This window comes from Serratia sp. KH_031 (assembly GCF_057839655.1).
On the sequence record NZ_CM174496.1, the window covers coordinates 3,727,300 to 3,751,535 of the forward strand.

Genomic DNA, 24,236 nt, shown 5'->3' on the forward strand with positions numbered 1-24,236 from the left:
AAAACGTTGCTGATAATGAACAAACTCGATCAGAAAGTCAGTACTTTATCCGCTTCTAACGTCCATTGCGCCAACTCAACCAGCGTACCAATCTCTACGCCATCAGCCAATGGCAAGCGGCTAACACCACGAGCATCGGCACAAGTTTTACACAATTTCACCGGCACCTGTTGCGCCGTCAGAATTTCCAGCATCTGTTGTAAATGGTAGCCTTCTTGTGGTTGCTGCCCGGCAATCCCCGCCACTACCGCGTCAGACATCAGGAATAACTTTAAATTGAGTGCACTATCTTGTTCTTTCAGCGCAATCGCTAGGCGTAATGCATTGAATAACGATTCTTGACCATAGGCCGCGCCATTAGCGACCATAACGATTGATGACGACATAATTCCTTCCTTCTATTTATAGGGGCGTTCTGACGTTAAGCGTAAGGTCGGGCAAAGCTGTACCATTTCAAGATAGGCATCCACCAATCCTGCAGCCTCCGCTTTCAAATCGAAACTATTGGGCATGAGCAACCAGTTTTCCATCAAGCCGGTCACATAAGCACGAAGAATAATTGCGGCACGCCGAGTGTGCAGATCTGCGGGTAATTGACCGAGATGAATGGCGTCGCATAACACCGATTCAATGCGTTCGTAGCTGGCAAGATAAAGGATTTTGCGCGCGTCATGTAACGGAAGCATTTCGCCGACAAATTCACACTTATGGAATACAATCTCCATCAACGCACGGCGACGTTCGTCATCAACCGTAGCTGTCAGAATATAAATCAGAATCTCGCGTAAAATCCGCAGTGGATTATCGGGATACTTTGTTTGATACTCTACTTCGAAATCACCAACTTTTGACTCTGATAACTGCCAAACTTCATTAAACAGGTCTACCTTGTTCTTAAAGTGCCAGTAAATTGCACCGCGAGTCACCCCGGCCGCTGTAGCAATATCTGTCAGTGACGTTGCAGCTACGCCATGTTCAGAGAACACTCGCACGGCAGCGTCTAAGATGTGCCGTCGTGTTTCTAGCGCTTGCTGTTTGGTTTTTCGTGCCATGACGTTGTTTTTTAGGGGGAGTGTGATTTACATACATTTGCGAATGTATGTACCATAGCACGCACATATAATTTACGCAGCAATGGGTTTTAAAGCTTGTGATCCATTGATCATTTTGAAATCGGACACTTGAGGTTTTTCTATGAACAAAAACAGAGGGTTAACGCCTCTGGCGGCAGTTCTGATGCTTTCAGGCAGCTTAGTGCTAACAGGATGTAATGAGAAAGAAGCCCAACAGGGTGCACATCCGGCCCCTGAAGTGGGCGTCGTAACATTGAAGGCCGAACCTCTCAATGTTACTACCGATCTTCCAGGGCGTACCGCTGCGTACCGGATTGCCGAAGTTCGTCCACAGGTGGGCGGGATCATCCTGAAGCGTAATTTCGTCGAAGGTGGTGACATCAAAGCAGGTGTTTCACTGTATCAAATCGATCCAGCTACTTATCAGGCTTCTTATGATAGTGCGAAAGGTGATTTGGCCAAAGCACAGGCAGCAGCAGAAATCGCTCGCCTGACGGTAAATCGCTATAAACCACTGGTGGGTACCAACTACATCAGTAAACAAGAATACGATACTGCGAACTCTACCTTGTCACAGGCTAACGCCTCCGTGGTTGCCGCAAAAGCAGCGGTAGAAGCTGCTCGTATCAATTTGGCTTATACCAAAGTGACTTCACCTATTACCGGGCGTATCGGTAAATCTTCTGTGACCGAAGGGGCTCTGGTGACTAGTGGGCAAGCGACTGCACTGGCCACCGTACAACAGCTTGATCCCATGTATGTCGACGTTACCCAATCCAGCAACGATTTCCTGCGTTTAAAAAATGAACTGGCTAACGGTTCTTTGAAGCAGGAAAACGGCAAAGCTAAAGTGAAGCTGATGCTGGAAAACGGCCAAGAATACACACAGGAAGGGACTTTAGAGTTCTCTGATGTCACCGTGGATGAAACCACCGGTTCTATCACCATCCGTGCCGTGTTCCCGAACCCGAATGACGTCCTGCTGCCAGGTATGTTTGTTCGAGCTCGCTTGGACGAAGGTATCCGTGACAATGCTCTGCTGGTGCCACAACAAGGCGTAACGCGTAACCCACGGGGTGAAGCCACTGCATTAGTGGTTGATGCTCAGAATAAAGTGGAAATGCGTACCTTGAAGGCCGATCAGGCTATTGGTGACAAATGGTTGGTTACCGATGGGTTGAAAGCTGGCGATCGCGTGATCGTTACCGGGCTGATGAAAGTTCGTCCTGGAGCCGAAGTAAAAGCACAAGAAGTTGACACTCAGGCGCAAAAACAGCCGCAGTCTGAAGCGCAGAAGTCATAAAAAGGAGCCGGTAATACATGGCTAAGTTCTTTATAGATCGCCCCATTTTTGCCTGGGTAATCGCCATCATCGTGATGTTGGCGGGGGTACTTGCGATTCTGAAACTGCCAGTGGCGCAGTATCCGACCATCGCACCACCCGCGGTAAGTATTACCGCTAACTACCCTGGCGCAGATGCCAAAACGGTGCAGGATACCGTGACACAGGTTATCGAACAGAATATGAACGGTATCGATGGCCTGATGTACATGTCCTCCACCAGTGATTCCTCTGGGAGTGTCACCATTACCCTGACGTTTGAATCCGGTACCGATCCTGACATCGCACAGGTTCAAGTACAGAACAAACTGTCATTGGCAACCCCGTTGCTGCCGCAAGAAGTACAGCAGCAAGGTTTGAGCGTAGAAAAATCCAGTAGTAGCTTCCTGTTAGTGGCCGGTTTCGTTTCTGACGATCCGAACATGACTCAGGATGATATTTCTGACTACGTGGCTTCCAACATCAAAGATCCGATCAGCCGTTCTTCTGGCGTCGGTGAGATCACCTTATTCGGTTCCCAGTATGCAATGCGTGTTTGGCTGGATCCTAACAAACTGAATAATTACTCACTGACTACCTCGGACGTCACTGCGGCCATCAATGAGCAAAATAGTCAGGTTGCTGCCGGGCAATTGGGTGGAATGCCTCCCGTTCCAGGTCAACAGCTTAACGCTTCTATCATTGCGCAGACACGTCTGACATCCCCGGAAGAGTTCGGCAAAATTCTGTTGAAAGTGAATAGCGATGGTTCACAGGTTCGCCTGAAAGACGTTGCGCGCATTGAGCGTGGGGCAGAAAGCTATGCCCAGACAGCTCGGTTTAACAATAAACCGGCTTCAGGTCTGGGTATCAAACTGGCAACCGGTGCCAACGCTTTAAACACGGCTGAAGGTGTTAAAGCCGAATTGGCAAAACTGGAACCTTTCTTCCCACAAGGAATGAAAATAGTTTACCCGTACGACACCACTCCATTCGTGAAGATTTCGATCCACGAAGTGGTGAAAACGCTGCTCGAAGCAATCGTGTTGGTATTCTTGGTAATGTACCTGTTCCTGCAAAACCTCCGTGCAACGCTGATCCCAACGATCGCGGTGCCGGTGGTACTGCTAGGGACGTTCGCCATACTGGCGGCGTTTGGCTTCTCGATAAACACCCTTACGATGTTCGGGATGGTGCTCGCGATAGGCCTGTTGGTGGATGATGCCATCGTGGTGGTGGAAAACGTCGAGCGTGTGATGTCCGAAGAGGGCTTGCCGCCGAAAGAAGCCACCCGAAAATCAATGGATCAAATCCAAGGCGCGTTGGTCGGTATCGCCATGGTGTTGTCGGCCGTATTTATCCCGATGGCATTCTTCGGTGGCTCGACCGGTGCGATTTACCGTCAGTTCTCGATCACTATCGTTTCTGCGATGGCGCTGTCGGTACTGGTCGCCTTGATCCTGACTCCAGCACTTTGTGCCACCATTCTGAAACCTGTTCCGAAAGGTGACCACGGGGCGAAAACTGGCTTCTTCGGCTGGTTTAACCGGATGTTCGAAAAGAGCACCGACCACTACACCAACAGTGTTGCTAACATCCTGCGCAGTACTGGCCGTTATCTGGTTATTTATCTGCTGATCGTCGTTGGCATGGGCGTGCTGTTCCTGCGCCTGCCTTCTTCATTCCTACCAGATGAAGATCAGGGCATCCTGTTGACCATGGTGCAATTGCCTGCCGGTGCTACCGAGGCAAGGACCGCTAAAGTGCTGGAAGGCATTACTGACTACTACCTCACCAAAGAAGAGAAGAACGTGGTGTCGGTATTTACCGTTGCGGGCTTCGGCTTTAACGGTAACGGCCAGAACAACGGTCTATCATTCGTCAGCCTGAAAGACTGGAGTCAACGCCCAGGCGAGGAAAACAAGGTTGAAGCGATTGCCGGTCGTGCAATGGCTGAGTTCTCCAAGATCAAAGAAGGTCTGGTATTCCCGTTCAACCTGCCAGCGATTATCGAATTGGGTACCGCGACCGGTTTCGACTTTGAATTGATCGACCAAGGCGGTTTGGGCCACGAAAAACTGACCGAAGCGCGTAACCAGTTGTTGGGTATGGTAGCAAAACATCCAGATACACTGGTCGGTGTGCGTCCTAACGGTTTGGAAGATACACCGCAATTCAAACTGATCGTCGATCAGGAGAAAGCTCGCGCATTAGGTGTTAGTCTCTCCACCATCAATGACACGTTGAAAACTGCGCTGGGTGGGACTTACGTTAACGACTTCATCGACCGTGGTCGTGTGAAAAAAGTCTACGTACAGTCCGATGCACCGTTCCGTATGTTGCCAGGTGATATCGACAAGTGGTACGTCCGTGGTGATAGTGGGCAAATGGTACCGTTCTCCGCCTTCTCTTCAGCGAAGTGGGAATATGGTTCACCGCGTCTAGAACGTTATAACGGCTTACCATCAATGGAAATTCTGGGTCAATCCGCTCCGGGTAAGAGTACCGGTGAGGCGATGAACCTGATGGAAGAACTGGCTTCTAAACTGCCTACAGGTATCGGTTACGACTGGACCGGGATGTCTTATCAGGAACGCTTGTCTGGTAACCAGGCGCCGTCACTGTATGCCATTTCGATTCTGGTAGTATTCCTGTGTTTGGCTGCACTGTATGAAAGCTGGTCGATTCCGTTCTCGGTTATGTTGGTTCTGCCGTTGGGTGTTATCGGTGCGTTGTTGGCTGCCACCCTACGCGGTATGAACAACGACGTGTACTTCCAGGTAGGCTTGCTGACAACCATTGGGCTATCGGCGAAGAATGCGATATTAATCGTAGAATTCGCCAAAGATCTGATGGAAAAAGAAGGCAAAGGCCTGATCGAAGCCACGTTGGAAGCAGTACGTATGCGTCTGCGCCCAATCTTGATGACCTCACTGGCGTTCATCCTCGGGGTTATGCCGCTGGTTATCAGTAGCGGTGCAGGCTCTGGTGCACAGAACGCAGTAGGTACTGGCGTTATGGGCGGGATGATTACCGCCACCGTGCTGGCCATTTTCTTCGTACCGGTGTTCTTTGTGGTGGTTCGCCGCCGCTTCGCCAAGAAGTCTGAAGACGTCGAACACAGCCATCCGGTTGAGCACCATCACTAAGCTCTAACCCGTTAAATATCAAGGCCACAGCAATGTGGCCTTTTTTTTGTCTGTTAATCAGACAATGATAACAACTCTCATTTAACTCCTGTGAAATACATTTAGTGGTTGATCCTTGCTCTCAAGTGGAACATAATAATTGTTATGTTATAACATAATATTCGAGGTCATTATGAGAGCAGGCATCCATCCAGACTATCGTACCGTGGTATTCCACGATTTAAGCGCCGACACCTATTTCAAAGTAGGGTCGACCATCAAAACCGATCGCACCATCGAGTTAGACGGGGCAAATTGGCCGTATGTCACTATCGATGTTTCTTCTGCATCACACCCGTATTACACCGGTAAGCAGAAAGAGTTCTCGAAAGAAGGCAGTACCGCGCGCTTCCAACAGCGTTTTGGCCGCTTTATTGGCAGTCGCAGTAAGTAAAAGGAAATCACCATGCAGGTTTTGAGTTCATTGCGTTCGGCGAAAAAACGCCATCCAGATTGCAAAGTAGTGCGTCGTAATGGTCGCATCTATGTGATTTGCAAGAGTAACCCACGCTTCAAAGCGGTACAGGGACGTAAGAAAAAACGTTAATCCAAATAGTGCTATCAGTAGACAAAGCCCCGTTGCTGCTCAACGGGGCTTTTTTTTTGTGGAGAAGTGCCATGAAACCCTGTGGTGAACTACTTCATGCTATTGAGCATAACCTCAACATTATGCTTAAACGCTTCTATGTAAGTCGGAGCCGGGCCATCGGCTTTCGATAGTGCCTCAGGATACAGTTCCCCACCGGCTTTCGCGTTGGTTGCAGCGGCAATCTGTTTGACCAAACGCGGATCGGTTTGGTTCTCGATGAAATAAGCATGTACCTGTTCTTGCTTGATCTGTTTGATCAAGTTAGCCACATCACTAGCGCTAGCTTCCGATTCAGTAGAAAAACCAACCGGTGCCAAAAAAGTCACCGCATATTGTTGGCCGAAATAGCCAAAAGCATCGTGACTGGTGAGCACTTTACGTTTTTGCACAGGAATAGCCGTAAACTCAGCCTTGGCCCAACTATCCAGCTTTTGTAACTGCTGAATATAATCCGAACCACGCTGGCGGAAGTAATTAGCATCTTCGGGATCCGCGGCAATCAAGGCATTCATCACGTTGGTCGCATACTGAATGCCATTTTGCATACTGTTCCAAGCATGAGGATCAGTGATTTTTTTACCCTCTTCCTCCATCTGACGCGTATTAATACCGTTAGAAGCAACGATCAACGGCCCACGATAGCCTGACGCCGTCACCAAACGATCGATCCATCCTTCCAGCCCTAATCCACTGACAAACACCACGTCAGCTTGCGAGAGCATCTTGCTGTCCAGTGGTGAGGGTTCGAAGCTGTGCGGATCGCCATCGGCTCCGACCAAGGTGTTGACGTTAACGTGTTCCCCGCCCACTTGTTTAACGATGTCGCCAAGAATAGAAAAACTGGCGACGGCATCGACGGTTTTTGCCATTGCCAATGGACTAGACAGCAGAGCAGCTACTGCTAGCGATAGAGGTACAAATTTCATGACTCATTTTCTCCTTACTGACTTCTCAACATCGCGCAGAGCTGTAAATACCACCACGCGTTCCAAACAAAATCGAAATGAAAAACACAACACTGGCGCTAAGTACAATCGCAGGCCCTGCTGGTAACGACGCATAATACGACCATTCCAAACCAATCAGGCTAGAGAGAATGCCTATCCCCATCGCCACGGCTAGCATCTGCGGCAAATTACGCGCCCAAAAGCGGGCACTGGCGGCAGGTAACATCATTAATCCCACCGACATCAAGGTGCCGAGGATCTGAAAACCGGCCACCAGATTGATTACGACCAAGGCTAAAAACAGCCCATGGACTAACGCCAACCAGCGCGGGGCGCTAACCCGTAGAAAAGTGGTATCGAAAGATTCAATCACTAATGCGCGATACAACACAGCCAACGCTAAGAGCGAGAAACTGGCAATGGTTCCAACCATCAATATCGCAGGACTATCCACCGCCAAAATCGAGCCGAACAGAACGTGCAGCAGATCAACGCTAGAACCCCGTAGCGAAACCAGCGTCACGCCCAATGCCAATGAGCCAAGATAAAAACCGGCAAAACTGGCATCCTCTTTCAGTAGCGTATGTCGGCTGACCAAGCCGGAAAGCATCGCCACCGCCAAGCCAGCGATAAATCCCCCCAAGCCCATCGCGACCAACGACATACCGGAAATCAAATAACCGATCGCCGCTCCAGGTAACACCGCATGGGACAAGGCATCACCGACCAAACTCATACGGCGTAATAACAAAAACACGCCTAACGGAGCTGCGCTCAGCGATAGCGCGAGGCAAGCCACCAATGCGCGGCGCATAAATCCAAACGAAACAAAAGGATCCAGAAAAAGATGTATCAACGTCATTACGCCACCGCTAGAGGGTTAACGGTATTAATCACAGGAAGATGTCGTAAAACTTGTTGCGCCTCTCCCCAATAACAAGAATCTGGCGTCAACAATAATGCCTGAGGGAAATGACTCGCCACCAACGACATATCATGCAGAACTGCTACCACCGTTCGTCCTTGTTGGTGTAGCTGTGCGATCACCTGTAGCAGAAGCTGGGTGGTTGCGCTGTCGATGCCAGTAAAGGGTTCGTCGAGCAAAATCAGCGGGGCTTGTTGCACCAACAAACGGGCAAACAAAACGCGCTGTAGTTGCCCTCCCGATAGCTCACCAATTAATGTGTTCGCTTTATGCTGCATTCCCACCGTATCCAGCGCGGCTGCCACCTGCCGTACCAAGTTGCGATTCAGGCCACCAAACATGCCGCTTCGTTGCCAACTCCCCATAGCCGTTAAATCGCTTACTACAATGGGAAATTGACGATCCAACTCTGCCTGCTGGGGTAGATAGGCCAAACGAGGACGTTTTCCTGAGCTAAAAATCAGATTTCCCGCTAGCAGCGGCTGCAATCCTGCCAGTGTTTTTAGCAACGTCGATTTACCAGCACCATTCATGCCAATCACTGCAGTCAGTGAACCTAGAGCAATCTGGCCATTTAACGATGGGCACAATGGAGTATTACCATAACCAATGGCGGCTTGCTGTAAAGTCATCATGGCAATGCGATCGCCCAGAGAATGGCCAGCCAGAGCAAGCTCAACAAGAGAGCAGCCATACCACAACGGAGCATTGCAGAGGCAGTAAACAATGAGTTCAGCGGTGACATAGTGCCTCCGTCCGATCAAAAGAGCTGTTCATGACAACAACCAATAAGATTAATGTAATAATATAACATCACACTTCGAGTTTAAGCTCAAGCCAGTTAATGCAACCGAGCGTAACAAGCACACATGTTGATAAGATCATTTTGTATCGTTGAACAACTGTTGTACTGACGGGATGATATACTGAGGAAAAATGAGGGTATAAATTTATGGCTTGAGTTCATTTACGCTAAAAACATTTAGTAAACGAAAAATGTACCGACGGCGTGTTAAAAAAGGGTATGATAACCCGTAATGATCGGGCTCGAGTCGGGGTTGTTATGCTTGTCACTCTCGCTAGCCATCAAAAATCAAGTTCACTTTCTATTATGCAATTAAAGAAAGTGATTAGTGAGCAAATGGCTGAGTTAGTTCCCACGCTCACTAGCGGTTTAAGTTTTTATTCAGAGAGTGCGCGTTACACTGAGGGTTCATTAGAAATACTTGAGATTGCTGATTTAGGTAATGCTAAGTATTCAATGAGTTATCGCTATCAGTGGTCGATTTTCAATGCCTGTTTGAATATCAATGCCGATGAGTTTATCACTGACAAGGTACCTTTCACGGTATGCCAAGAAGGCTTGGTATTTGATATAGTCGATAACACTCGGCCATCAACAGCAGATGAATTGTAAGTTTACGTAATAATGGCAGGCCAGATACGGGAAAATAGCTTATATTCATTATACGGAAAGCTTATTTAGCCATTGCTAAACCACCTCCGTGTATGATGTCATTAGTCTACTCACATTGTGTTATCAACACCGAATTAAGATTGACGGAGGGGATGATATGGATGAGTATTCACCGAAGCGGCACGATATTGCACAACTCAAATTCTTGTGTGAAAATTTGTATGATGAAGGCATAGCAACCTTGGGTGACAGCCACCATGGTTGGGTGAACGATCCCACCTCTGCCGTAAATCTTCAGCTTAATGAGTTGATTGAACATATTGCTTCGTTTGTGATGAGTTATAAAATTAAATATTCTGACGAAAGTGATTTGTCAGAATTAGTTGAAGAATATCTCGACGATACCTATACCTTGTTTAGCAGTTACGGTATTAACGATACTGATTTACGACGTTGGCAAAAAACTAAGACTCGATTATTCAGAATGTTCTCAGGTGAGGACATCTATACGACAATGAAAACTTAAGGGATAATTATCCCTGCATCATTCTAAAGTTTATAAAATTAAAGGTTATCATGACAAAAATTGACTATCTGATGCGTTTGCGTAAATGCACGACTCTCGAAACTCTCGAACGCGTTATTGAAAAAAACAAGTATGAGCTTTCAGATGATGAGTTGGAGTTATTTTACTCCGCTGCCGACCACCGTTTGGCCGAACTCACCATGAATAAGCTATACGACAAAATTCCGGTTGCCGTCTGGAAATATGTAAGATAATCAAAGCACCAACTTGCATTGAGCCGATGCTCTATCGGCCTCAATGGCCATTGATGTAGGCATTTATCTTATAAAAATGACACCCACACCCCGCCATATTTTCATGGTGTGGTTTTTCTTTGGTTCAAAAAAAATTTTCTTACATTAATTAATAGCGAAAGAAATAAAAGCACTGCACTTCAAGTATTCTTTATTAACTGTGCATTTTAAGAGCAAGAATAAAATGCCTCAAAGTACAGCGTGCAAAACTCCCTGAACAACAACGTTCGTTCAGAGTTTAAGCAACATTTCATATTGCATGGTGGGATCTTGCTGGTAGCCGCAGTTCAGATACAGCGACGCAGCTTGTTCAGGGACTGCGCATGTGGCCACTAGCCCAACAAAATGCTCGTGCAGCAATGTTAAAATCTTTTTCGCCTTGCCTTGACCACGCGCTTCGGGTTCAATATACAACATACGTAATTTAGACTCCGTTGCGTGTGGGATCACCATCGCGTAAGCCACATCATCAAGTCTATAAGCTTTGCCGGGCAATTTATAAAGCGTTTCAGGAGCACTCAGCCACGGCATTCGCAAACTGCTATCCATCATCATTTTCTTCGCCATCAGCAGCGGGTCAATTTCTACCAGTTCACCGGCAGAATGGAACGTTCGCATCCCCGTAGCATGGAACCCAAGCAACGTTTGCTGGCGCACAAAGCCCATGCGTTCATAAAGCGCGATACCGCTATCGTTGCCAACAATCACTTCCAACCATATTTGTCGGTCACCGCGCTCGCGTGCCGCGTCGATAAGTTGCTGCATAAACTGTTTACCGTAGCCCTGCCCACGCAGTTCTGGCCGGATAGCAAAAGCGCCCAAACGGCTGGTTTGTCCGCGACGGGTAATCACCGCAAGTGCCTTCGGTTCACCGTCTTGCGTCCAGACTAGGCTTTCATTGAGGCTAATATCCTCCGCACTAAATCGCGTAGCGAAGGTTTCACCATCGATGGTGAACGGCACTAGGTAACCCTCAAAACAGTGAGAGAGGATCTGGGCAAGCTGGTGACTACTCCAGTTTGCCGCCGCTTTAGTGATAACCGGACTGTGCATCATGCACCTCATCAAATTAAAAGATTGACCTTCAAAGAGATAAACATAGCGCGGAATAAGAAAGCCATGATTGTTTTTTCGAGCACAGCTCCAACATGACTACACGACTTAGGGCACGATTTACGTGCACGATTTATGGCACGACATCGGGTTCAGTTAGGGGCTTTTTACTATGATCGCTGATGCGAAACCACGGCAGACACAGTTGAATAAGCGGGCCGATAGCCAGTGCGTAAAGCACAGTGCCAACACCCAACGTACCACCCATCATCCAGCCAGCAAAAAGCACCGTCAGTTCAATCGCCGTTCGCACGCTCCTTACCGACCACCCCGTGCGGGCATTAATCCCGGTCATCAAACCATCTCTCGGGCCAGAGCCAAATCCGGCACCGATGTACATACCAGTGGCCATCGCATTCACGACCACGGCAGCGAGCAGCAAAGCGCTACGGGCAGTCAGCGATTCCAGCGGTGGCATTATCGCCAGTGCAGCATCCGCCGCCATCCCCAGCACGATAACATTGCTGACAGTGCCCAGACCTGGCCTCTGGCGCAAAGGTATCCACAGCAGCAACACCAGCGCACCAACTAGGATCATCACCATGCCAATATTGAGGGAGAAGATCTTCGCTACGCCAAGGTGAAAGACATTCCACGGATCGGCGCCCAAGTCTGCGCGCACAAACATTGCCGTAGAAACACCGTACAGCAACAACCCGATATAAAGCTGTAGTAATCGACGCACCATCATTTTCTTCACCTCACTCCATCTTCATGGCTATACTTTCGAGTAAAGCGGACTGAAAGTTAAGGTCCAGTTATAACTAAGTGGACTGATATGAACCCACGCAGAACCGGCCCAACCTCCCTGATCAAACTCCTGGGAAATTGGCATCAACCAACGCCCCGCACGCCGGTTTATCGTCAACTGGCTGATGGATTACGTTTGCTGATCCTTGATGGCAGGCTACCGCTAGACAGCCGCCTGCCCGGTGAACGTGAACTGGCCACAGCACTTGGCGTCAGCAGAACCACTGTGGTGGCAGCGCTTTCGCAATTGCGTGATGAGGGATATTTACTCAGTCGTCAAGGTTCAGGCTCTAAAACTATCCTCCCTGAAGGGGGGATTTCCGTTTCACCTTTACCAGGCGCAGCATCGATACTGGATCTTTCTATCGCCGCACTACCTGCAGGCCCGGAAATTCATCAAGCTTATTCAAACGCATTATTGGCATTACCCGAACATCTTGGCTCTAGTGGTTACAATCAACAGGGCCTACCCGAACTGCGCGAGGTTATTGCTCGCGGCTATGCCGCTCGAGGCTTGCCAACTACCGTAGACCAAATAATGGTGGTCAATGGTGCGGTAAGTGGCTTTGGCCTGATTTTGCGGCTGTTGACGGGCCCCGGTGACCGAGTCATTATCGACCATCCGACCTATCCGATGGCGCTGGATGCGATTAAAGGCGCATCCTGCCGCCCGGTTTCTGTGAGCCTGCCGCAGCAAGGATGGGACACGGATGGATTGGCTGCCACCATCGCCCAAACCTCTCCTCGACTGGCCTATTTAATTCCAGATTTTCACAATCCCACCGGGCGATGTATGGATGCCGCCACGCGGGCGACGGTAGCAGAGATTGCCGCACGGTCTCGTACAACGATGGTGGTGGATGAAACTATGGTTGATTTATGGTTCGATGCGCCGCCTCCACCGCCTCTCGCCGCGTTTGACGCAACGGATACGGTTATTACTTTGGGCTCTGCGGGGAAAAATTTTTGGGGTGGCTTACGCATCGGCTGGATCCGCGCATCAGCAAGAACCATCGCCTCTCTGATCCAAGTACGTCATTCTCTTGATTTAGGCTCGCCTATTCTTGAGCAACTGGCAACGATGTCACTGTTTAACGCGGCCGAGAATTTCTTACCTGAACGTCGAGAAATGTTGCGCCAAAATCGACGATTCTGCACCGATGTAGTAAACGAATTATTCCCAGATTGGCGGATAACGAGTGAACCACAAGGTGGGCTATCAATGTGGATTGAGCTACCCAAACCGCTGGCGACAATATTTGCCGCTCACTCTGAATCGATTGGGATACGCATAGGCGCAGGACCACGTTTTGGCACCGAAGGGGCTTTCGAAAGGTATTTAAGAATGCCGTTTACGCTTGAACCTACGCAATTGCGTAAAGCGCTTGAGCGACTGCAACCGGGTTGGCAATATTTGGCACAAACTCGGGTCTACGGCTCGCGGGGAATATTGGTCTAAGGTGATTTTTTGGGAAGGTAGAATTGGGTGGGGACCCTGCCAGCTACATCCCGGCACACACGTCACTCGCTGCGGCTGCTTCCTTCCGGATCTGACCGAGTTCACAAGTTAGTGTTGCGGGAGAACCAACAGGGCCCCCATTGATGTGCTTCTGTACTGCGAAGCGGTGGGCATTATCAGCGATGGGGGTTCAAATAGCAAGCCAGCCGGGGTTAACCGCTGTTTTCTTACCCACCCGGCCTGTGGCACACTCTTCCCTCTGACATAACTTCGCCCGGAAAACCGCTATGCAACCTGAAGATGCCAATTTTCGCCAACGTGTATTTCATGTAATAGCCGCTATCCCCTATGGCAAAGTGACTACCTACGGCGAAGTGGCTCGCCTGGCAGGCTCACCGCGGGCGGCACGTCAGGTTGGCGGCATCTTAAAGAAATTACCGGAAGGCAGTACGCTTCCTTGGCAGCGCGTAGTTAACCGCCACGGTCAGATATCGCTACAAGGTGAAGATTTTCAACGACAAAGACAGGCACTGCTGGCAGAAGGGATCATATTTGGTGCGCAAAGCACGATTGATTTAGCCGTTTACGGTTGGCGCTGGTAGAGAATAAACAGCCTTTGAACTCTAGGCACAAAGGCTGTGGAATATCATTGAGGTGCAGTTTGAATTGGAACGTTTTGTACCGGAACCAGCAACAGATCGGCATGTGTGCCGTTACGGTTGATCACTTCCTGAATGGTGTCAGTGATAAAGATAAGCTGGCCATTCACCGTAATCGCCGCGCTCAGGATAATACGCGCATTAGGCTGAATCTCTGCCGGATTATAGGGCAGAGTGAAACTGAACGGAGCTTGTTGACCTTCAGTGCGTACAGCGCTTTGTGCCAGCACTTTCGACGGCGCATCTGCCAATGAAGCATCAGAAAGCGTTACCGTCAGTACCGCATCGGGTGGCAGCGCGATGCGTTGACGTATATTCACCGAACCGGTCACCGTTGGGCCTTGGATCGGCATCTGAGCCGTTGCCGCCACTGGAGCAGCCGTTGCCGCCGAGGCAGGGACATCAGCACTCTTTTGGGTACAGCCAGCCAAAACAATCGCCAATGTGGCTGCTCCCCCTACGATTTTCCAGAGTTTCATGGGATCGGTCTCCTTATTATGATCAACATGTTGGTGGCTTTCACCACCCTTCCCATTAAACCTAGCATAAAACACCAAGCCAGCCCATAAGACTCATCCTTAACCACTTTGCGTTCTAACTCAAAAGCTAAATCGTCCGTCCCCGAATAGAATGTATTAATATCTCGTGGTGAGATTCAAAATAAGATAAATGAAGGGTTAACTTTATGAGCCAGGCACTGCAAAACCTTATCGATCTGCTCGATCTGGAAAAAATTGAAGAGGGGTTGTTCCGCGGTCAGAGTGAAGATTTGGGGCTACGGCAGGTCTTCGGTGGGCAAGTGGTCGGGCAGGCGCTGTACGCTGCCAAACAGACCGCGCCTATCGAACGTAGCGTGCACTCTTTCCACAGCTATTTCCTGCGTCCTGGCGATAGCAGCAAACCGATTATTTATGACGTAGAAAACCTGCGCGATGGTAACAGTTTCAGCGCTCGCCGTGTCAGTGCCATCCAAAATGGCAAACCAATCTTCTATATGACTGCGTCGTTCCAGAATCCAGAGCCGGGTTTCGAGCACCAAAACACCATGCCGGATGTGCCACCGCCAGAAGGTTTACCGTCTGAATCCGAGATTGCGCAGAAAGTGGCGCATATGCTGCCAGAGAAAGTCCGTGAGAAGTTTATCGGCCAAAAACCGATCGAAATGCGCCCGATTAAATTCCACAACCCGTTGAAAGGTGAAGTAGAAGAGCCAAGTCGCTACGTCTGGTTCCGCGCTAACGGTACTATGCCGAACGACCCACATATTCATCAATATCTGCTGGGTTACGCTTCAGACTTCAACTTCTTACCTACGGCGTTGCAGCCGCACGGCGTAGGCTTCTTGGAGCCGGGAATGCAGGTCGCTACCATTGATCACTCGATGTGGTTCCATCGCCCATTCCGCATGGACGACTGGTTGCTGTACGTGGTGGAAAGCACCTCAGCCTCCGGCGCTCGTGGTTTTGTTCGCGGTCAGTTCTATACCCGTGACGGCGTACTGGTCGCCAGCACGGTGCAAGAAGGCGTAATTCGCCAGCGAGAAGTGTAAAAACCAAAAGGGCGATGTCACCATCGCCCTCTCTACTTCAAGTATGAAGAGTATATTATTGGTTGTAAGCATTCTCGCCGTGACTATTCACATCCAGCCCTTCACGCTCTTGCTCTTCTGGCACACGCAGCCCGACGATCGCCCCCGCCACTTTAAAGGCGATGAACGCTGCCACACTGGACCAAACTAAAGTAATTACCACGCTCATCAACTGCACCCACACCTGATGCCCCATAGTGACGCCTTCCGCATAACCCGTGCCGCCCAGAGAAGAAGCCGTAAATACGCCAGTCAGTAAGCAACCCACGATGCCGCACACACCGTGCACACCAAATACGTCGCAAGTATCGTCTACTTTCAACCATTTCTTCAGCGTCACCACGCCCCATAACCCGGCGATACCGCCTACCAAGCCGATGATCAGCGCCCCGCCAACACCTACCGTACCTGCGGCAGGCGTAACGGCAACCAAACCAGCGATACAACCGGAGCAGGCACCTAGTAGTGAAGGTTTGCCACGGACAATCCATTCAGCAAAGGTCCAAGAAAGAATCGCACCAGCGGTCGCAATTACGGTATTCAAGAATGCCAAGGCGGCAATTCCGTTAGCGGCGCTGGCAGAACCGGCGTTAAAGCCGAACCAACCGATATACAGGATAGAGGCGCCGGTAAATACCATCGGCAAGTTGTGAGGTTTAAACGCTTCTTTCCCGAAACCGGCACGTTTGCCCAACAAATACGCCCCCACCAAACCCGCGCTGGCGGCGTTGATATGCACCACGGTACCGCCGGCGAAATCCAACGCGCCATCCTTCGCCAGTAAACCACCGCCCCACACCATATGGGCAATCGGCAAGTAAGAAATGGTGAACCAGATGGCCGCAAAAATCACCACCGCAGAGAAACGGATACGTTCGGCAAAACTACCGACGACCAATGCAACGGTGATGGTGGCAAACGAACACTGGAACGCGACGTGGATCATTTGGCTAAAAGTCCCGGTGACGCTATCAATCCCAATGCCTTTCAGCATTGCGGTTTGGAAACCACCGAAGAAGGCATTGCCTTCACTAAAGGCCAGACTGTAGCCGTACAACACCCACAGCACACAAACCAGCGCGAAGGTGACCGTCACCTGCGTCAGCATAGAAAGCACGTTTTTGGCGCGCAGCAGGCCACCATAGAACAAAGCAATACCCGGTAGAGTCATAAACAGCACCAATGCGGTGCAAATCATCATGAATGCGTTGTCAGCTTTATCAGCCACCGCCGGAGCGGCCAGCGCCAGAGAAGGAACCAAGGTTACCGTGCTCAGGCCCAACATGGATAAAAGTCTTTTCATTATCAATCCATCCCCATTTACTTAACCGAGCCTGTGATTACAGTGCTGCTTCGTCGGTTTCGCCGGTGCGAATACGAATAACTCGTTGCAATTCGGCAACGAAAATTTTGCCATCACCGATCTTGCCGGTGTAGGCCGCTTTACTAATGACATCAACCACTTCGTCTAGCTGGTCGTCGGCAATTGCGATATCGATTTTGACTTTAGGTAAAAAATTGACGCTGTATTCCGCTCCGCGATACAACTCCGCGTGCCCTTTCTGACGACCAAAACCTTTCACTTCGCTTACGGTCAGCCCCTGAATGCCCACAGAGGATAGGGCTTCGCGCACGTCCTCCAATTTGAACGGTTTAATCACCACGGTTACCAGCTTCATATTGCCTCTCCACGATTAAGCCAAAATTCACCCTGCTTCGATTCTTATAAAGCAAAGGCTATGCCATAAATGATTTCGGCGGTGGAATCCGTTAATGAGTGGTGACAATGGTGCAAAATAAGCACAGCTAGAATGATTGATTAAATATTGCGCACCACGACGGTGCATAGCGCGTCGAAAAAGTGCAATGGAAGGAATTACAGCGGAGGAAGTGCTTACTTGTGGTGCGAGGCACGACGTCAGCCGTGCCTCTGGAGATCAATTACGCGGGTTGGGTTTCTTCACGTGTGGCAGCAGCCAGTTCTTCACCCACTAGTTGCAGTTGGTACATTTGATAGTAACGCCCTTGTTGTGCCAACAATTGTTGATGATTGCCCTGCTCAACCGCGTGTCCACGGTGCAATACCAGAATCGAGTCGGCATCAACGATGGTTGAGAGTCGGTGAGCGATCACCACCAGCGTGGTGTGTTCACGGATCAAACGCAGCGCGCGTTGGATCGCCTGTTCGGTGCCAGAATCGATATTGGCCGTGGCTTCGTCGAGGATCAGGATCTGCGGCGCTTGCACCAAGACTCGCGCCAACGCCAGCAACTGTTTCTGCCCAACGGAAAGATTGTTACCCTGTTCACCCAAACGCGTATCAATGCTTTGTGGGAAACTGCGTACCAATTCAGCCAATTGCACCGTTTCCAGCGCCTGCCAGACAGCCTCTTCGCTGATATTGCGCCCTAGCGTCACGTTCGCCAGCACCGACTCCGCTAATACCACCGGATCTTGCTGCACCATCGCCACGCCCTGACGCAAGGTGTGATGCGACAAGTTAGACAACTCCCGGCTATCGAGACGAATTTTCCCTTCGCTAACCGGGTAATAGCCCATCAGCAAGTTTGCCAACGTACTTTTACCACTGCCGGTATGGCCGACCAGCGCCACGAAACCACGGGATGGCACCGTCAGCGAGATGTTCTGCAACACCTTTTTATCGGCGCGGTAGGCAAAACTGACATTTTCAATATCAATACGCCCACTCGCCAGCGGCTGATTATCGGTACCGTAGCTTTGCTGATTGCGATCCATCAGTTCGAAGATCCGCTCCCCGGCGACAACCGCCTGCTGCAAAACTGATTGCTGCGAAGTCAGTTCGATCAGCGGCTCGTTCAAACGACCGAGATAGCTGATAAAAGCATACAACACCCCAACGCCGATGGAGCCTTCACCGCTGAAACCAAACAGCATCAGCAAGCCACACATCACCATCGCTGAAAACAGGCTGAGCAACGGGCGCAGCAGAAAACCATCCAAACGCAGGGTTTGCATACGCGCGGTATAATGCGAACGGCTGGCGGCGCTCATGCGTTCACCAAAGCGGATCTGTTGGCGGAATTGTTGAATCACGCCCATACCGCTGATCACTTCGTTGAAACCGTCGTTGATATCCGCCAGATAGCTCCGCACCCGCCGCACAATCGGCGTGCTGTAATATTGGTAAATCCACATCACGACAATGACCGCCGGGAAGATGCAGATTGCCACCAGAGCCATACGCCAATCGAGGCTGAACATCGCCACCAGCATCGCACCGATCAACGCGGCACTTTTCAGCACCGTAGAAACCACCATCACATACAGATCGCGGATCACTTCGGTATCGTTGGTTACACGTGAGATCAACTGACCAACAGGTTGAGTGTCGAACGCGCTAAGCGGTTGACGCAGCGCCGCGTCCATCACATCGGTACGCAACCGTTGCACAACGCCCACCGCAGCCTGATTGAACAGGAGTGCCTGAAAATAGTGCAACGCTGCTGCCAACAACTCCAACAGCACATAAGCCGTTGCCAGCCCGGCAATAATTGCCAGTGGTAATTGACCTTTCGCGACATAGTTATCGATGAAATAACTGATCAGTATCGGCCCGGCGACTTCTGCCGCCGCCGCGACCCACAACATCAACACCGCCAGTCCCAACGGTTTGCGGTATGGCGAGCCATAGGACAGCAAGCGTTTTAACGTCGGCCACATTTTTTGCACTTTATTCATTGGCTAACGTCTCCTCGCCGATTTCCGGAGCTTCGTCCAACGCCGCTTCCAATTGCTGATAGCGATACATATCGCGATACCAGCCCGGTTGCGCCGCCAGCAACGCATGCTGACCTCGTTGCACCACAGTGCCATGCTGCATCACCAGAGTTTCACTGGCTTCGGTCAACGCCGAGAGTCGATGCGCGCTGATGATCACCGTGCGGTTCTGCCCCCAACTGCGCAGGTTATGCAGGATTTGGTGTTCGGTGCGACCATCCACCGCCGACAACGCATCATCGAGGATCAAGATTTCCGCATCCAACAACAACGCACGAGCGATCGAGATACGCTGTTTCTGCCCACCGGAGAGCATCACCCCGCGCTCACCCACTTCGGTATCGTAGCCTTGCGGCAACCGCAGAATGTCGTCGTGTACGCTAGCCAACCTCGCCGCCTGTTCGATCTGCTCTTGCGTCGCACCCGGTTGACCCAACGCGATGTTATTCGCCACGCTATCAGAGAACAGGAACGGCGTCTGACTAACGACCGAGAGTCGTGAACGCCACTCATCTAGTTTAATGTCGGTCAGCGGCAGGCCGTGATAACGAATCTGCCCTTCATCAATATCAAATTGACGCTGGATCAGCGCCAGTAAAGTCGATTTACCCGCGCCGGTTGGACCACACAGCCCTAACATCTGGCCGGGAGCCAGTTTCAGCGCCACATCATGCAGTGCGGTAGTTTTGTTTTCTGGATAGTGGAAGGCGTTGATATCGACCTGTAAATCACCACGCCCAGCAGGTAGCTCTTGCTCACCATCCACTACTGCTGGTGCTTCTTCTAACAGACTGCGGATACGACTATAAGCCGCGCTACCACGTTCGACGATATTGAACATCCATGCCAGCGCCAGCATCGGCCAAATCATCAATCCCAGGTACATCACGAAGCTGGTCAATTGACCGAGCGTTAAGGTGCCATTAACCACCATCCAGCTGCCGCCGCCGATTGCCAGCAAATTTGCGGTACCGATGGCGATATAAATGGTCGGATCGAATCGCGCATCCACACGCGCCACATGCATGTTTTTAGCACCGGCCTGCGCCGCCACTTCAGCAAATTGATTGGATTGATGATCTTCCAGGCCGAATGCCTTGATCATACGAATGCTGGTCATGCTTTCCTGCGCCTGATCATTGAGGCTGGAAAATGCCGCCTGCGCCGATTTAAAACGCTGGTGCAATTGATCACCGCAATACTTGATGACAATCGCCATGATCGGCATTGGGATCAACGACAGCAAAGTCAGCTGCCAACTGATCTGAGTACTCATCACGATCAGTACCACCAATCCCATCACCAGTGAATCCACTAGCGTCAGCACCCCTTCACCAGCAGCAAACACCACGCGATCGACGTCGTTAGTGGCGCGCGCCATCAAATCACCAGTGCGGTGACGCAGATAAAACGCTGGATTTTGACGACTCAGTTGGCGATAGAAATTTTCGCGCAGCTCGACGGCCAGTTGGTAGGAAGCCCCAAACAGCAACACTCGCCACACATAGCGCAGCAGATAGACCACCGCCGCAGTGCCCAGCATCAGCCCCAACCAAGCCAGCAAGACCGAAGTGGACATCTGTTTTTCCGTGATGCCATCAACAATGATGCCCACCAGCTTAGGGGGTAACAATTGCAGAATGGCAATGATAATCAGCAGCACCACAGCCCCGAGGTAGCGACGCCACTCTCGGCGAAAATACCAGCCGATTTGAGCAAATAATCTCACGCAGTTTGATTCCGAATAGAGTGTTTTTCTTGCTTTTGCTGTTAGTGGAGTACGATACCACCGTCAGCTTAGGAGTTTAGTGGATTTTTCTCTCTCTAGTCACTCTGGCACAGGCAATGCTGTGGTGTACTTGATTTTCTCCATCGCAAAACTAGAAGTGACGTCGACTAAACCAGGGATACCATTGACTAGGCGTTTGTAGAATCTGTCGAAGCTTTTCATATCCGCAACCTCAACCTGCATCAGATAATCGTATTCACCCGCCATACGGTAAAATGCCAATACTTCTGGCATATCCGCAGTTAACGAGACAAATTTTTGATACCACTCACTGTTGTGTTGTTGAGTCTTGATCAGCATGAAGGCTGTTAATCCCAAACCGAGTTTTTCGCTATCCAGTAATGCCACTCGCCCGCGGATATAGCCGTCGTCCTCCAACCTTTTAAGCCGTTTCCAACAAGGTGTGGAAGTCAGGTTGACGGCTTCAGCCAACACTTGCAGTGACAGCGTGCAGTCCTGTTGCAGCATACATAATAACTTACGGTCTGTTTTATCTAACATTGCATTCAACCGGAGAATAATTTTCTACTATTAAGCGATTAACAAGGAAAAATGGCAATCTTTTTTTCTTAGCAAAACGTTATTCTAAACCGAGTTAAGCCCCCTATTTTAAGGCCAAATTGATGACAAACTCATGGGTAAAATATGCTATCGGTGAAATAGAAGCGGATTTCCAGCGCTCTGCCGATACACACTTGATCCGTCTAAACCTGCCAGAATTCCCAGGTATCTATTTATATCTGAAAGACGAGAGCACTCACCCGACCGGTAGCCTGAAACACCGATTGGCGCGTTCATTGTTCCTGTACGGATTGTGTAACGGCTGGATCACCGAGAACACCCCGATTATCGAAGCCTCTTCCGGCAGTACCGCGGTTTCTGAAGCTTACTTCGCCCGCTTACTCGGTTTGCCATTTATTGCCGTAATGCCATCCTGCACCGCACGTCGCAAGGTGGAGCAAATCGCCTTCTACGGTGGCCGTTGCCATTTTGTCGATCACGCAGCGCAAATCTATGCCGCTTCAGAAGAATTGGCACAAGAACTGAACGGTCACTATATGGATCAGTTCACTTTTGCCGAACGCGCGACCGACTGGCGCGGTAACAACAATATCGCCGACAGTATTTATCGTCAGATGGAACGTGAGCCTTTCCCAGTACCGAAACATATCGTGATGAGCGCAGGCACCGGCGGGACTTCTGCCACGCTGGGGCGCTATATCCGCTATCAAGGTTATGACACTCAATTGACGGTGGTCGATCCAGAAAACTCGGTATTCTACGATTGCTTCCAACATGGCGACCGTACCGTCGTCGGCAGTTGTGGTAGCCGCATCGAAGGCATTGGCCGTCCGCGTGCCGAGCCGTCGTTTATCCCTAGCGTCATCGACAACATGTTGCGCGTGCCAGACGCCGCCAGTATCGCCACCATCCACTGGCTGGAAGGTATTTTGGGCCGTAAAGTGGGCGCATCCACCGGGACTAACGTTTGGGGCGCCTTGCAATTAGCCAAACAAATGCGCGAGAAAGGCGAACAAGGAGCAATCGTCACCCTATTGTGCGACAGCGGCGATCGTTATCTAGATACTTATTACAACCCTGAATGGGTAAATAAAAACATTGGTGACTTAACGCCATATCAGACGCATTTGCAAAATCTGTGACATTAGACCAGCCCCATCAAGGCTCGAATTTTGTATTCCACGAAATTTGAGCCTTTTAGGCCGTTTCAATATCCCAAAGTTATTTACCTACATCCGCAAAGGCTCGCAAGTCTCTATCCGCATCACAAATTTGACTTAAATGTTAATTAAATAAGTCAAAACAACTCACCAGTGCTAATTTTATCTATCACGCTGAGCCTATACTCCACGAATTCATCAGCGTACATCCAGAGGCTCATGCAATGCCTCAAATCTTGACTGTCGGATACGAATAACGTCCCGGGAGCACCATTTATGCACTTCGAACACATTTTGTTTTCTATTGAAACCAACGTGGCGCTACTCAGCCTCAACCGTCCTGAGCAGCTCAACAGTTTTAATGCTGCCATGCATTTGGAGGTGAAAGAGGCACTCAAACAGGTACGACAAATCCCCGAAGTTCGGGTGTTAGTGCTCACGGGTGAAGGCCGTGGTTTCTGCGCAGGACAAGATTTAAGCGATCCCGATGTCATACCGAGTAAGACAGTGCCAGATTTGGGTGAATCCATCGAAAAATTCTACAACCCATTGATTCGTCAGTTACGCAGCTTGCCCCTACCTGTTATCTGTGCAGTCAACGGCGTTGCTGCCGGTGCCGGGGCCAATATCCCATTAGCCTGCGATCTGGTGCTGGCTGCCCGTTCGGCAAGCTTTATTCAGGCGTTTTGTAAAATTGGTTTAATCCCTGACGCGGGAGGAACCTGGATGTTACCGCGCCTGATCGGCATGGCGCGAGCTAAAGCGCTGATGATGCTCGGTAACCGCTTAAGTGCAGAGCAAGCCGAACAATGGGGACTGATTTACCGTTGTGTTGATGATAGCCAATTACGCGACGAAGCACTGGCTCTGGCTCGTCATCTGGCAACACAACCCACCTATGCACTCGAGCTGACTAAACGCAGTCTCAATGCTAGCCTGAGTAACAGCTTAGATGAACAACTAGAACTAGAGCAAGATCTGCAACGCCTGGCCGGACGTAGCGAGGATTATCGCGAAGGTGTCAGCGCCTTTATGGAAAAACGCACACCGGTGTTCAAGGGGCGTTGAACATGAGCTCATGACCACATCAATGTTAACCGTGGATTATGATCCATCTAATCGACTGATTAAAAAATAAAAAAGCCGGGTAAGTCATAC

At 50.2% G+C, this 24,236-nt stretch carries 25 protein-coding genes and 1 other RNA gene; 12 read left to right on the plus strand and 14 right to left on the minus strand.

Translation table 11 applies throughout. The features are described from left to right. Nucleotides 1–29: 29 nt before the first annotated feature. The gene (locus tag AC3ISQ_RS16680) at nucleotides 30–386 is read right to left on the minus strand and encodes a DsrE/DsrF/TusD sulfur relay family protein (RefSeq protein ID WP_489348289.1); all 357 of its coding nucleotides are present in this window, start codon (nucleotides 384–386) and stop codon (nucleotides 30–32) included. Nucleotides 387–398: 12 nt separating this feature from the next. Then, a complete protein-coding gene (gene acrR, locus AC3ISQ_RS16685; protein ID WP_489348291.1) occupies nucleotides 399–1,052 on the minus strand; it encodes a multidrug efflux transporter transcriptional repressor AcrR in 654 nt (217 codons plus the stop codon). Between the two features lie 142 nt (nucleotides 1,053–1,194). Between acrR and sdeX the strand changes: the two genes are divergently transcribed. From sdeX to ykgO, 4 genes are all read left to right on the plus strand, one after another. Beyond that, nucleotides 1,195–2,376, plus strand: coding sequence for a multidrug efflux RND transporter periplasmic adaptor subunit SdeX (gene sdeX, locus AC3ISQ_RS16690; RefSeq protein ID WP_489348293.1), 1,182 nt, complete (start codon nucleotides 1,195–1,197; stop codon nucleotides 2,374–2,376). Between the two features lie 17 nt (nucleotides 2,377–2,393). After that, on the plus strand, nucleotides 2,394–5,543 hold the full coding sequence (locus AC3ISQ_RS16695) for an efflux RND transporter permease subunit (RefSeq protein WP_489348295.1): 3,150 nt from the start codon (nucleotides 2,394–2,396) through the stop codon (nucleotides 5,541–5,543). A gap of 172 nt (nucleotides 5,544–5,715) precedes the next feature. After that, nucleotides 5,716–5,976 (plus strand): type B 50S ribosomal protein L31, encoded by a 261-nt coding sequence (locus AC3ISQ_RS16700; protein WP_489348296.1) that lies wholly within the window; start codon nucleotides 5,716–5,718, stop codon nucleotides 5,974–5,976. 12 nt (nucleotides 5,977–5,988) lie between these two features. Beyond that, nucleotides 5,989–6,129, plus strand: a complete 141-nt coding sequence (ykgO, locus tag AC3ISQ_RS16705) for a type B 50S ribosomal protein L36 (RefSeq protein WP_004949353.1) — start codon at nucleotides 5,989–5,991, stop codon at nucleotides 6,127–6,129. Between the two features lie 89 nt (nucleotides 6,130–6,218). Here the strand turns inward: ykgO and AC3ISQ_RS16710 are convergent, their stop codons facing one another. From AC3ISQ_RS16710 to AC3ISQ_RS16720, 3 genes are read right to left on the minus strand one after another with little or no spacing between them, the layout of a single operon-like run. After that, complete coding sequence (locus AC3ISQ_RS16710) at nucleotides 6,219–7,097, minus strand: metal ABC transporter substrate-binding protein (protein ID WP_489348298.1); 879 nt, start codon at nucleotides 7,095–7,097, stop codon at nucleotides 6,219–6,221. Nucleotides 7,098–7,122: 25 nt separating this feature from the next. Next, a complete protein-coding gene (locus tag AC3ISQ_RS16715) occupies nucleotides 7,123–7,980 on the minus strand; it encodes a metal ABC transporter permease (RefSeq protein ID WP_489348300.1) in 858 nt (285 codons plus the stop codon). Continuing rightward, nucleotides 7,980–8,678, minus strand: coding sequence for a metal ABC transporter ATP-binding protein (locus AC3ISQ_RS16720; protein WP_489348302.1), 699 nt, complete (start codon nucleotides 8,676–8,678; stop codon nucleotides 7,980–7,982). The genes AC3ISQ_RS16715 and AC3ISQ_RS16720 overlap by 1 nt, the downstream gene beginning before the upstream one ends. A gap of 428 nt (nucleotides 8,679–9,106) precedes the next feature. Between AC3ISQ_RS16720 and AC3ISQ_RS16725 the strand changes: the two genes are divergently transcribed. The 3 genes from AC3ISQ_RS16725 to AC3ISQ_RS16735 all read left to right on the plus strand — a co-directional run bounded on the left by AC3ISQ_RS16725 (nucleotide 9,107) and on the right by AC3ISQ_RS16735 (nucleotide 10,240). After that, nucleotides 9,107–9,460 (plus strand): hypothetical protein, encoded by a 354-nt coding sequence (locus AC3ISQ_RS16725; RefSeq protein ID WP_489348304.1) that lies wholly within the window; start codon nucleotides 9,107–9,109, stop codon nucleotides 9,458–9,460. Nucleotides 9,461–9,617: 157 nt separating this feature from the next. Continuing rightward, on the plus strand, nucleotides 9,618–9,986 hold the full coding sequence (gene tomB / locus AC3ISQ_RS16730; RefSeq protein WP_489348306.1) for an Hha toxicity modulator TomB: 369 nt from the start codon (nucleotides 9,618–9,620) through the stop codon (nucleotides 9,984–9,986). Between the two features lie 50 nt (nucleotides 9,987–10,036). Then, the gene (locus tag AC3ISQ_RS16735; protein ID WP_489348308.1) at nucleotides 10,037–10,240 is read left to right on the plus strand and encodes an HHA domain-containing protein; all 204 of its coding nucleotides are present in this window, start codon (nucleotides 10,037–10,039) and stop codon (nucleotides 10,238–10,240) included. 270 nt (nucleotides 10,241–10,510) lie between these two features. On the opposite strand, the gene AC3ISQ_RS16740 is transcribed toward AC3ISQ_RS16735, so the two are convergent. Then, complete coding sequence (locus AC3ISQ_RS16740) at nucleotides 10,511–11,335, minus strand: GNAT family N-acetyltransferase (protein ID WP_489348309.1); 825 nt, start codon at nucleotides 11,333–11,335, stop codon at nucleotides 10,511–10,513. Between the two features lie 130 nt (nucleotides 11,336–11,465). After that, nucleotides 11,466–12,080, minus strand: a complete 615-nt coding sequence (gene yczE, locus AC3ISQ_RS16745; protein WP_489353347.1) for a membrane protein YczE — start codon at nucleotides 12,078–12,080, stop codon at nucleotides 11,466–11,468. 90 nt (nucleotides 12,081–12,170) lie between these two features. Between yczE and yczR the strand changes: the two genes are divergently transcribed. Then, complete coding sequence (yczR, locus tag AC3ISQ_RS16750; protein ID WP_489348311.1) at nucleotides 12,171–13,601, plus strand: MocR-like transcription factor YczR; 1,431 nt, start codon at nucleotides 12,171–12,173, stop codon at nucleotides 13,599–13,601. A 34-nt stretch (nucleotides 13,602–13,635) separates the two neighbouring features. Here the strand turns inward: yczR and ffs are convergent. After that, nucleotides 13,636–13,732: signal recognition particle sRNA small type (ffs, locus tag AC3ISQ_RS16755), an RNA gene on the minus strand. A gap of 156 nt (nucleotides 13,733–13,888) precedes the next feature. On the opposite strand from ffs, the gene AC3ISQ_RS16760 reads away from it, so the two are divergent. Next, complete coding sequence (locus AC3ISQ_RS16760) at nucleotides 13,889–14,203, plus strand: MGMT family protein (protein WP_489348313.1); 315 nt, start codon at nucleotides 13,889–13,891, stop codon at nucleotides 14,201–14,203. Nucleotides 14,204–14,247: 44 nt separating this feature from the next. Here AC3ISQ_RS16760 and AC3ISQ_RS16765 read toward each other — a convergent pair whose 3' ends face one another. Beyond that, complete coding sequence (locus AC3ISQ_RS16765; RefSeq protein WP_489348315.1) at nucleotides 14,248–14,739, minus strand: YbaY family lipoprotein; 492 nt, start codon at nucleotides 14,737–14,739, stop codon at nucleotides 14,248–14,250. A 206-nt stretch (nucleotides 14,740–14,945) separates the two neighbouring features. On the opposite strand from AC3ISQ_RS16765, the gene tesB reads away from it, so the two are divergent. Then, nucleotides 14,946–15,809: an acyl-CoA thioesterase II gene (tesB, locus tag AC3ISQ_RS16770; protein ID WP_489348317.1), complete on the plus strand. Its 864-nt coding sequence runs from the start codon at nucleotides 14,946–14,948 to the stop codon at nucleotides 15,807–15,809. 55 nt (nucleotides 15,810–15,864) lie between these two features. Here the strand turns inward: tesB and amtB are convergent, their stop codons facing one another. The 5 genes from amtB to AC3ISQ_RS16795 form a co-directional block, all read right to left on the minus strand. After that, nucleotides 15,865–17,151 carry an ammonium transporter AmtB gene (gene amtB / locus AC3ISQ_RS16775; RefSeq protein ID WP_489348319.1) on the minus strand — a complete coding sequence of 429 codons (1,287 nt, stop codon included), beginning with the start codon at nucleotides 17,149–17,151 and terminating at the stop codon, nucleotides 15,865–15,867. A gap of 37 nt (nucleotides 17,152–17,188) precedes the next feature. Next, nucleotides 17,189–17,527: a P-II family nitrogen regulator gene (gene glnK / locus AC3ISQ_RS16780; protein WP_012005549.1), complete on the minus strand. Its 339-nt coding sequence runs from the start codon at nucleotides 17,525–17,527 to the stop codon at nucleotides 17,189–17,191. Between the two features lie 262 nt (nucleotides 17,528–17,789). Then, a complete protein-coding gene (locus tag AC3ISQ_RS16785; protein WP_489348321.1) occupies nucleotides 17,790–19,568 on the minus strand; it encodes a SmdB family multidrug efflux ABC transporter permease/ATP-binding protein in 1,779 nt (592 codons plus the stop codon). Continuing rightward, entirely contained in the window at nucleotides 19,561–21,336 is a 1,776-nt protein-coding gene (locus AC3ISQ_RS16790) for a SmdA family multidrug ABC transporter permease/ATP-binding protein (protein WP_489348323.1), read from the minus strand. The genes AC3ISQ_RS16785 and AC3ISQ_RS16790 overlap by 8 nt, the downstream gene beginning before the upstream one ends. A gap of 99 nt (nucleotides 21,337–21,435) precedes the next feature. After that, on the minus strand, nucleotides 21,436–21,897 hold the full coding sequence (locus AC3ISQ_RS16795; RefSeq protein ID WP_489348325.1) for an Lrp/AsnC family transcriptional regulator: 462 nt from the start codon (nucleotides 21,895–21,897) through the stop codon (nucleotides 21,436–21,438). A gap of 122 nt (nucleotides 21,898–22,019) precedes the next feature. Here AC3ISQ_RS16795 and AC3ISQ_RS16800 point away from each other — a divergent pair, with 122 nt between their 5' ends. Both AC3ISQ_RS16800 and paaG read left to right on the plus strand, forming a co-directional pair. Beyond that, a complete protein-coding gene (locus tag AC3ISQ_RS16800; RefSeq protein ID WP_489348327.1) occupies nucleotides 22,020–23,060 on the plus strand; it encodes a PLP-dependent cysteine synthase family protein in 1,041 nt (346 codons plus the stop codon). A gap of 294 nt (nucleotides 23,061–23,354) precedes the next feature. After that, complete coding sequence (gene paaG, locus AC3ISQ_RS16805; RefSeq protein WP_489348329.1) at nucleotides 23,355–24,146, plus strand: 2-(1,2-epoxy-1,2-dihydrophenyl)acetyl-CoA isomerase PaaG; 792 nt, start codon at nucleotides 23,355–23,357, stop codon at nucleotides 24,144–24,146. The last annotated feature ends 90 nt before the right edge of the window (nucleotides 24,147–24,236 follow it).

Excerpts from the sequence above, each read along its gene's own strand:
- AC3ISQ_RS16680 (WP_489348289.1), bottom strand. The coding sequence starts at position 386 with ATGTCGTCATCAATCGTTATGGTCGCTAATGGCGCGGCCTATGGTCAA.
- acrR (WP_489348291.1), bottom strand. The coding sequence starts at position 1,052 with ATGGCACGAAAAACCAAACAGCAAGCGCTAGAAACACGACGGCACATC.
- sdeX (WP_489348293.1), top strand. The coding sequence starts at position 1,195 with ATGAACAAAAACAGAGGGTTAACGCCTCTGGCGGCAGTTCTGATGCTT.
- AC3ISQ_RS16695 (WP_489348295.1), top strand. The coding sequence starts at position 2,394 with ATGGCTAAGTTCTTTATAGATCGCCCCATTTTTGCCTGGGTAATCGCC.
- AC3ISQ_RS16700 (WP_489348296.1), top strand. The coding sequence starts at position 5,716 with ATGAGAGCAGGCATCCATCCAGACTATCGTACCGTGGTATTCCACGAT.
- ykgO (WP_004949353.1), top strand. The coding sequence starts at position 5,989 with ATGCAGGTTTTGAGTTCATTGCGTTCGGCGAAAAAACGCCATCCAGAT.
- AC3ISQ_RS16710 (WP_489348298.1), bottom strand. The coding sequence starts at position 7,097 with ATGAAATTTGTACCTCTATCGCTAGCAGTAGCTGCTCTGCTGTCTAGT.
- AC3ISQ_RS16715 (WP_489348300.1), bottom strand. The coding sequence starts at position 7,980 with ATGACGTTGATACATCTTTTTCTGGATCCTTTTGTTTCGTTTGGATTT.
- AC3ISQ_RS16720 (WP_489348302.1), bottom strand. The coding sequence starts at position 8,678 with ATGATGACTTTACAGCAAGCCGCCATTGGTTATGGTAATACTCCATTG.
- AC3ISQ_RS16725 (WP_489348304.1), top strand. The coding sequence starts at position 9,107 with ATGCTTGTCACTCTCGCTAGCCATCAAAAATCAAGTTCACTTTCTATT.
- tomB (WP_489348306.1), top strand. The coding sequence starts at position 9,618 with ATGGATGAGTATTCACCGAAGCGGCACGATATTGCACAACTCAAATTC.
- AC3ISQ_RS16735 (WP_489348308.1), top strand. The coding sequence starts at position 10,037 with ATGACAAAAATTGACTATCTGATGCGTTTGCGTAAATGCACGACTCTC.
- AC3ISQ_RS16740 (WP_489348309.1), bottom strand. The coding sequence starts at position 11,335 with ATGATGCACAGTCCGGTTATCACTAAAGCGGCGGCAAACTGGAGTAGT.
- yczE (WP_489353347.1), bottom strand. The coding sequence starts at position 12,080 with ATGGTGCGTCGATTACTACAGCTTTATATCGGGTTGTTGCTGTACGGT.
- yczR (WP_489348311.1), top strand. The coding sequence starts at position 12,171 with ATGAACCCACGCAGAACCGGCCCAACCTCCCTGATCAAACTCCTGGGA.
- AC3ISQ_RS16760 (WP_489348313.1), top strand. The coding sequence starts at position 13,889 with ATGCAACCTGAAGATGCCAATTTTCGCCAACGTGTATTTCATGTAATA.
- AC3ISQ_RS16765 (WP_489348315.1), bottom strand. The coding sequence starts at position 14,739 with ATGAAACTCTGGAAAATCGTAGGGGGAGCAGCCACATTGGCGATTGTT.
- tesB (WP_489348317.1), top strand. The coding sequence starts at position 14,946 with ATGAGCCAGGCACTGCAAAACCTTATCGATCTGCTCGATCTGGAAAAA.
- amtB (WP_489348319.1), bottom strand. The coding sequence starts at position 17,151 with ATGAAAAGACTTTTATCCATGTTGGGCCTGAGCACGGTAACCTTGGTT.
- glnK (WP_012005549.1), bottom strand. The coding sequence starts at position 17,527 with ATGAAGCTGGTAACCGTGGTGATTAAACCGTTCAAATTGGAGGACGTG.
- AC3ISQ_RS16785 (WP_489348321.1), bottom strand. The coding sequence starts at position 19,568 with ATGAATAAAGTGCAAAAAATGTGGCCGACGTTAAAACGCTTGCTGTCC.
- AC3ISQ_RS16795 (WP_489348325.1), bottom strand. The coding sequence starts at position 21,897 with ATGTTAGATAAAACAGACCGTAAGTTATTATGTATGCTGCAACAGGAC.
- AC3ISQ_RS16800 (WP_489348327.1), top strand. The coding sequence starts at position 22,020 with ATGACAAACTCATGGGTAAAATATGCTATCGGTGAAATAGAAGCGGAT.
- paaG (WP_489348329.1), top strand. The coding sequence starts at position 23,355 with ATGCACTTCGAACACATTTTGTTTTCTATTGAAACCAACGTGGCGCTA.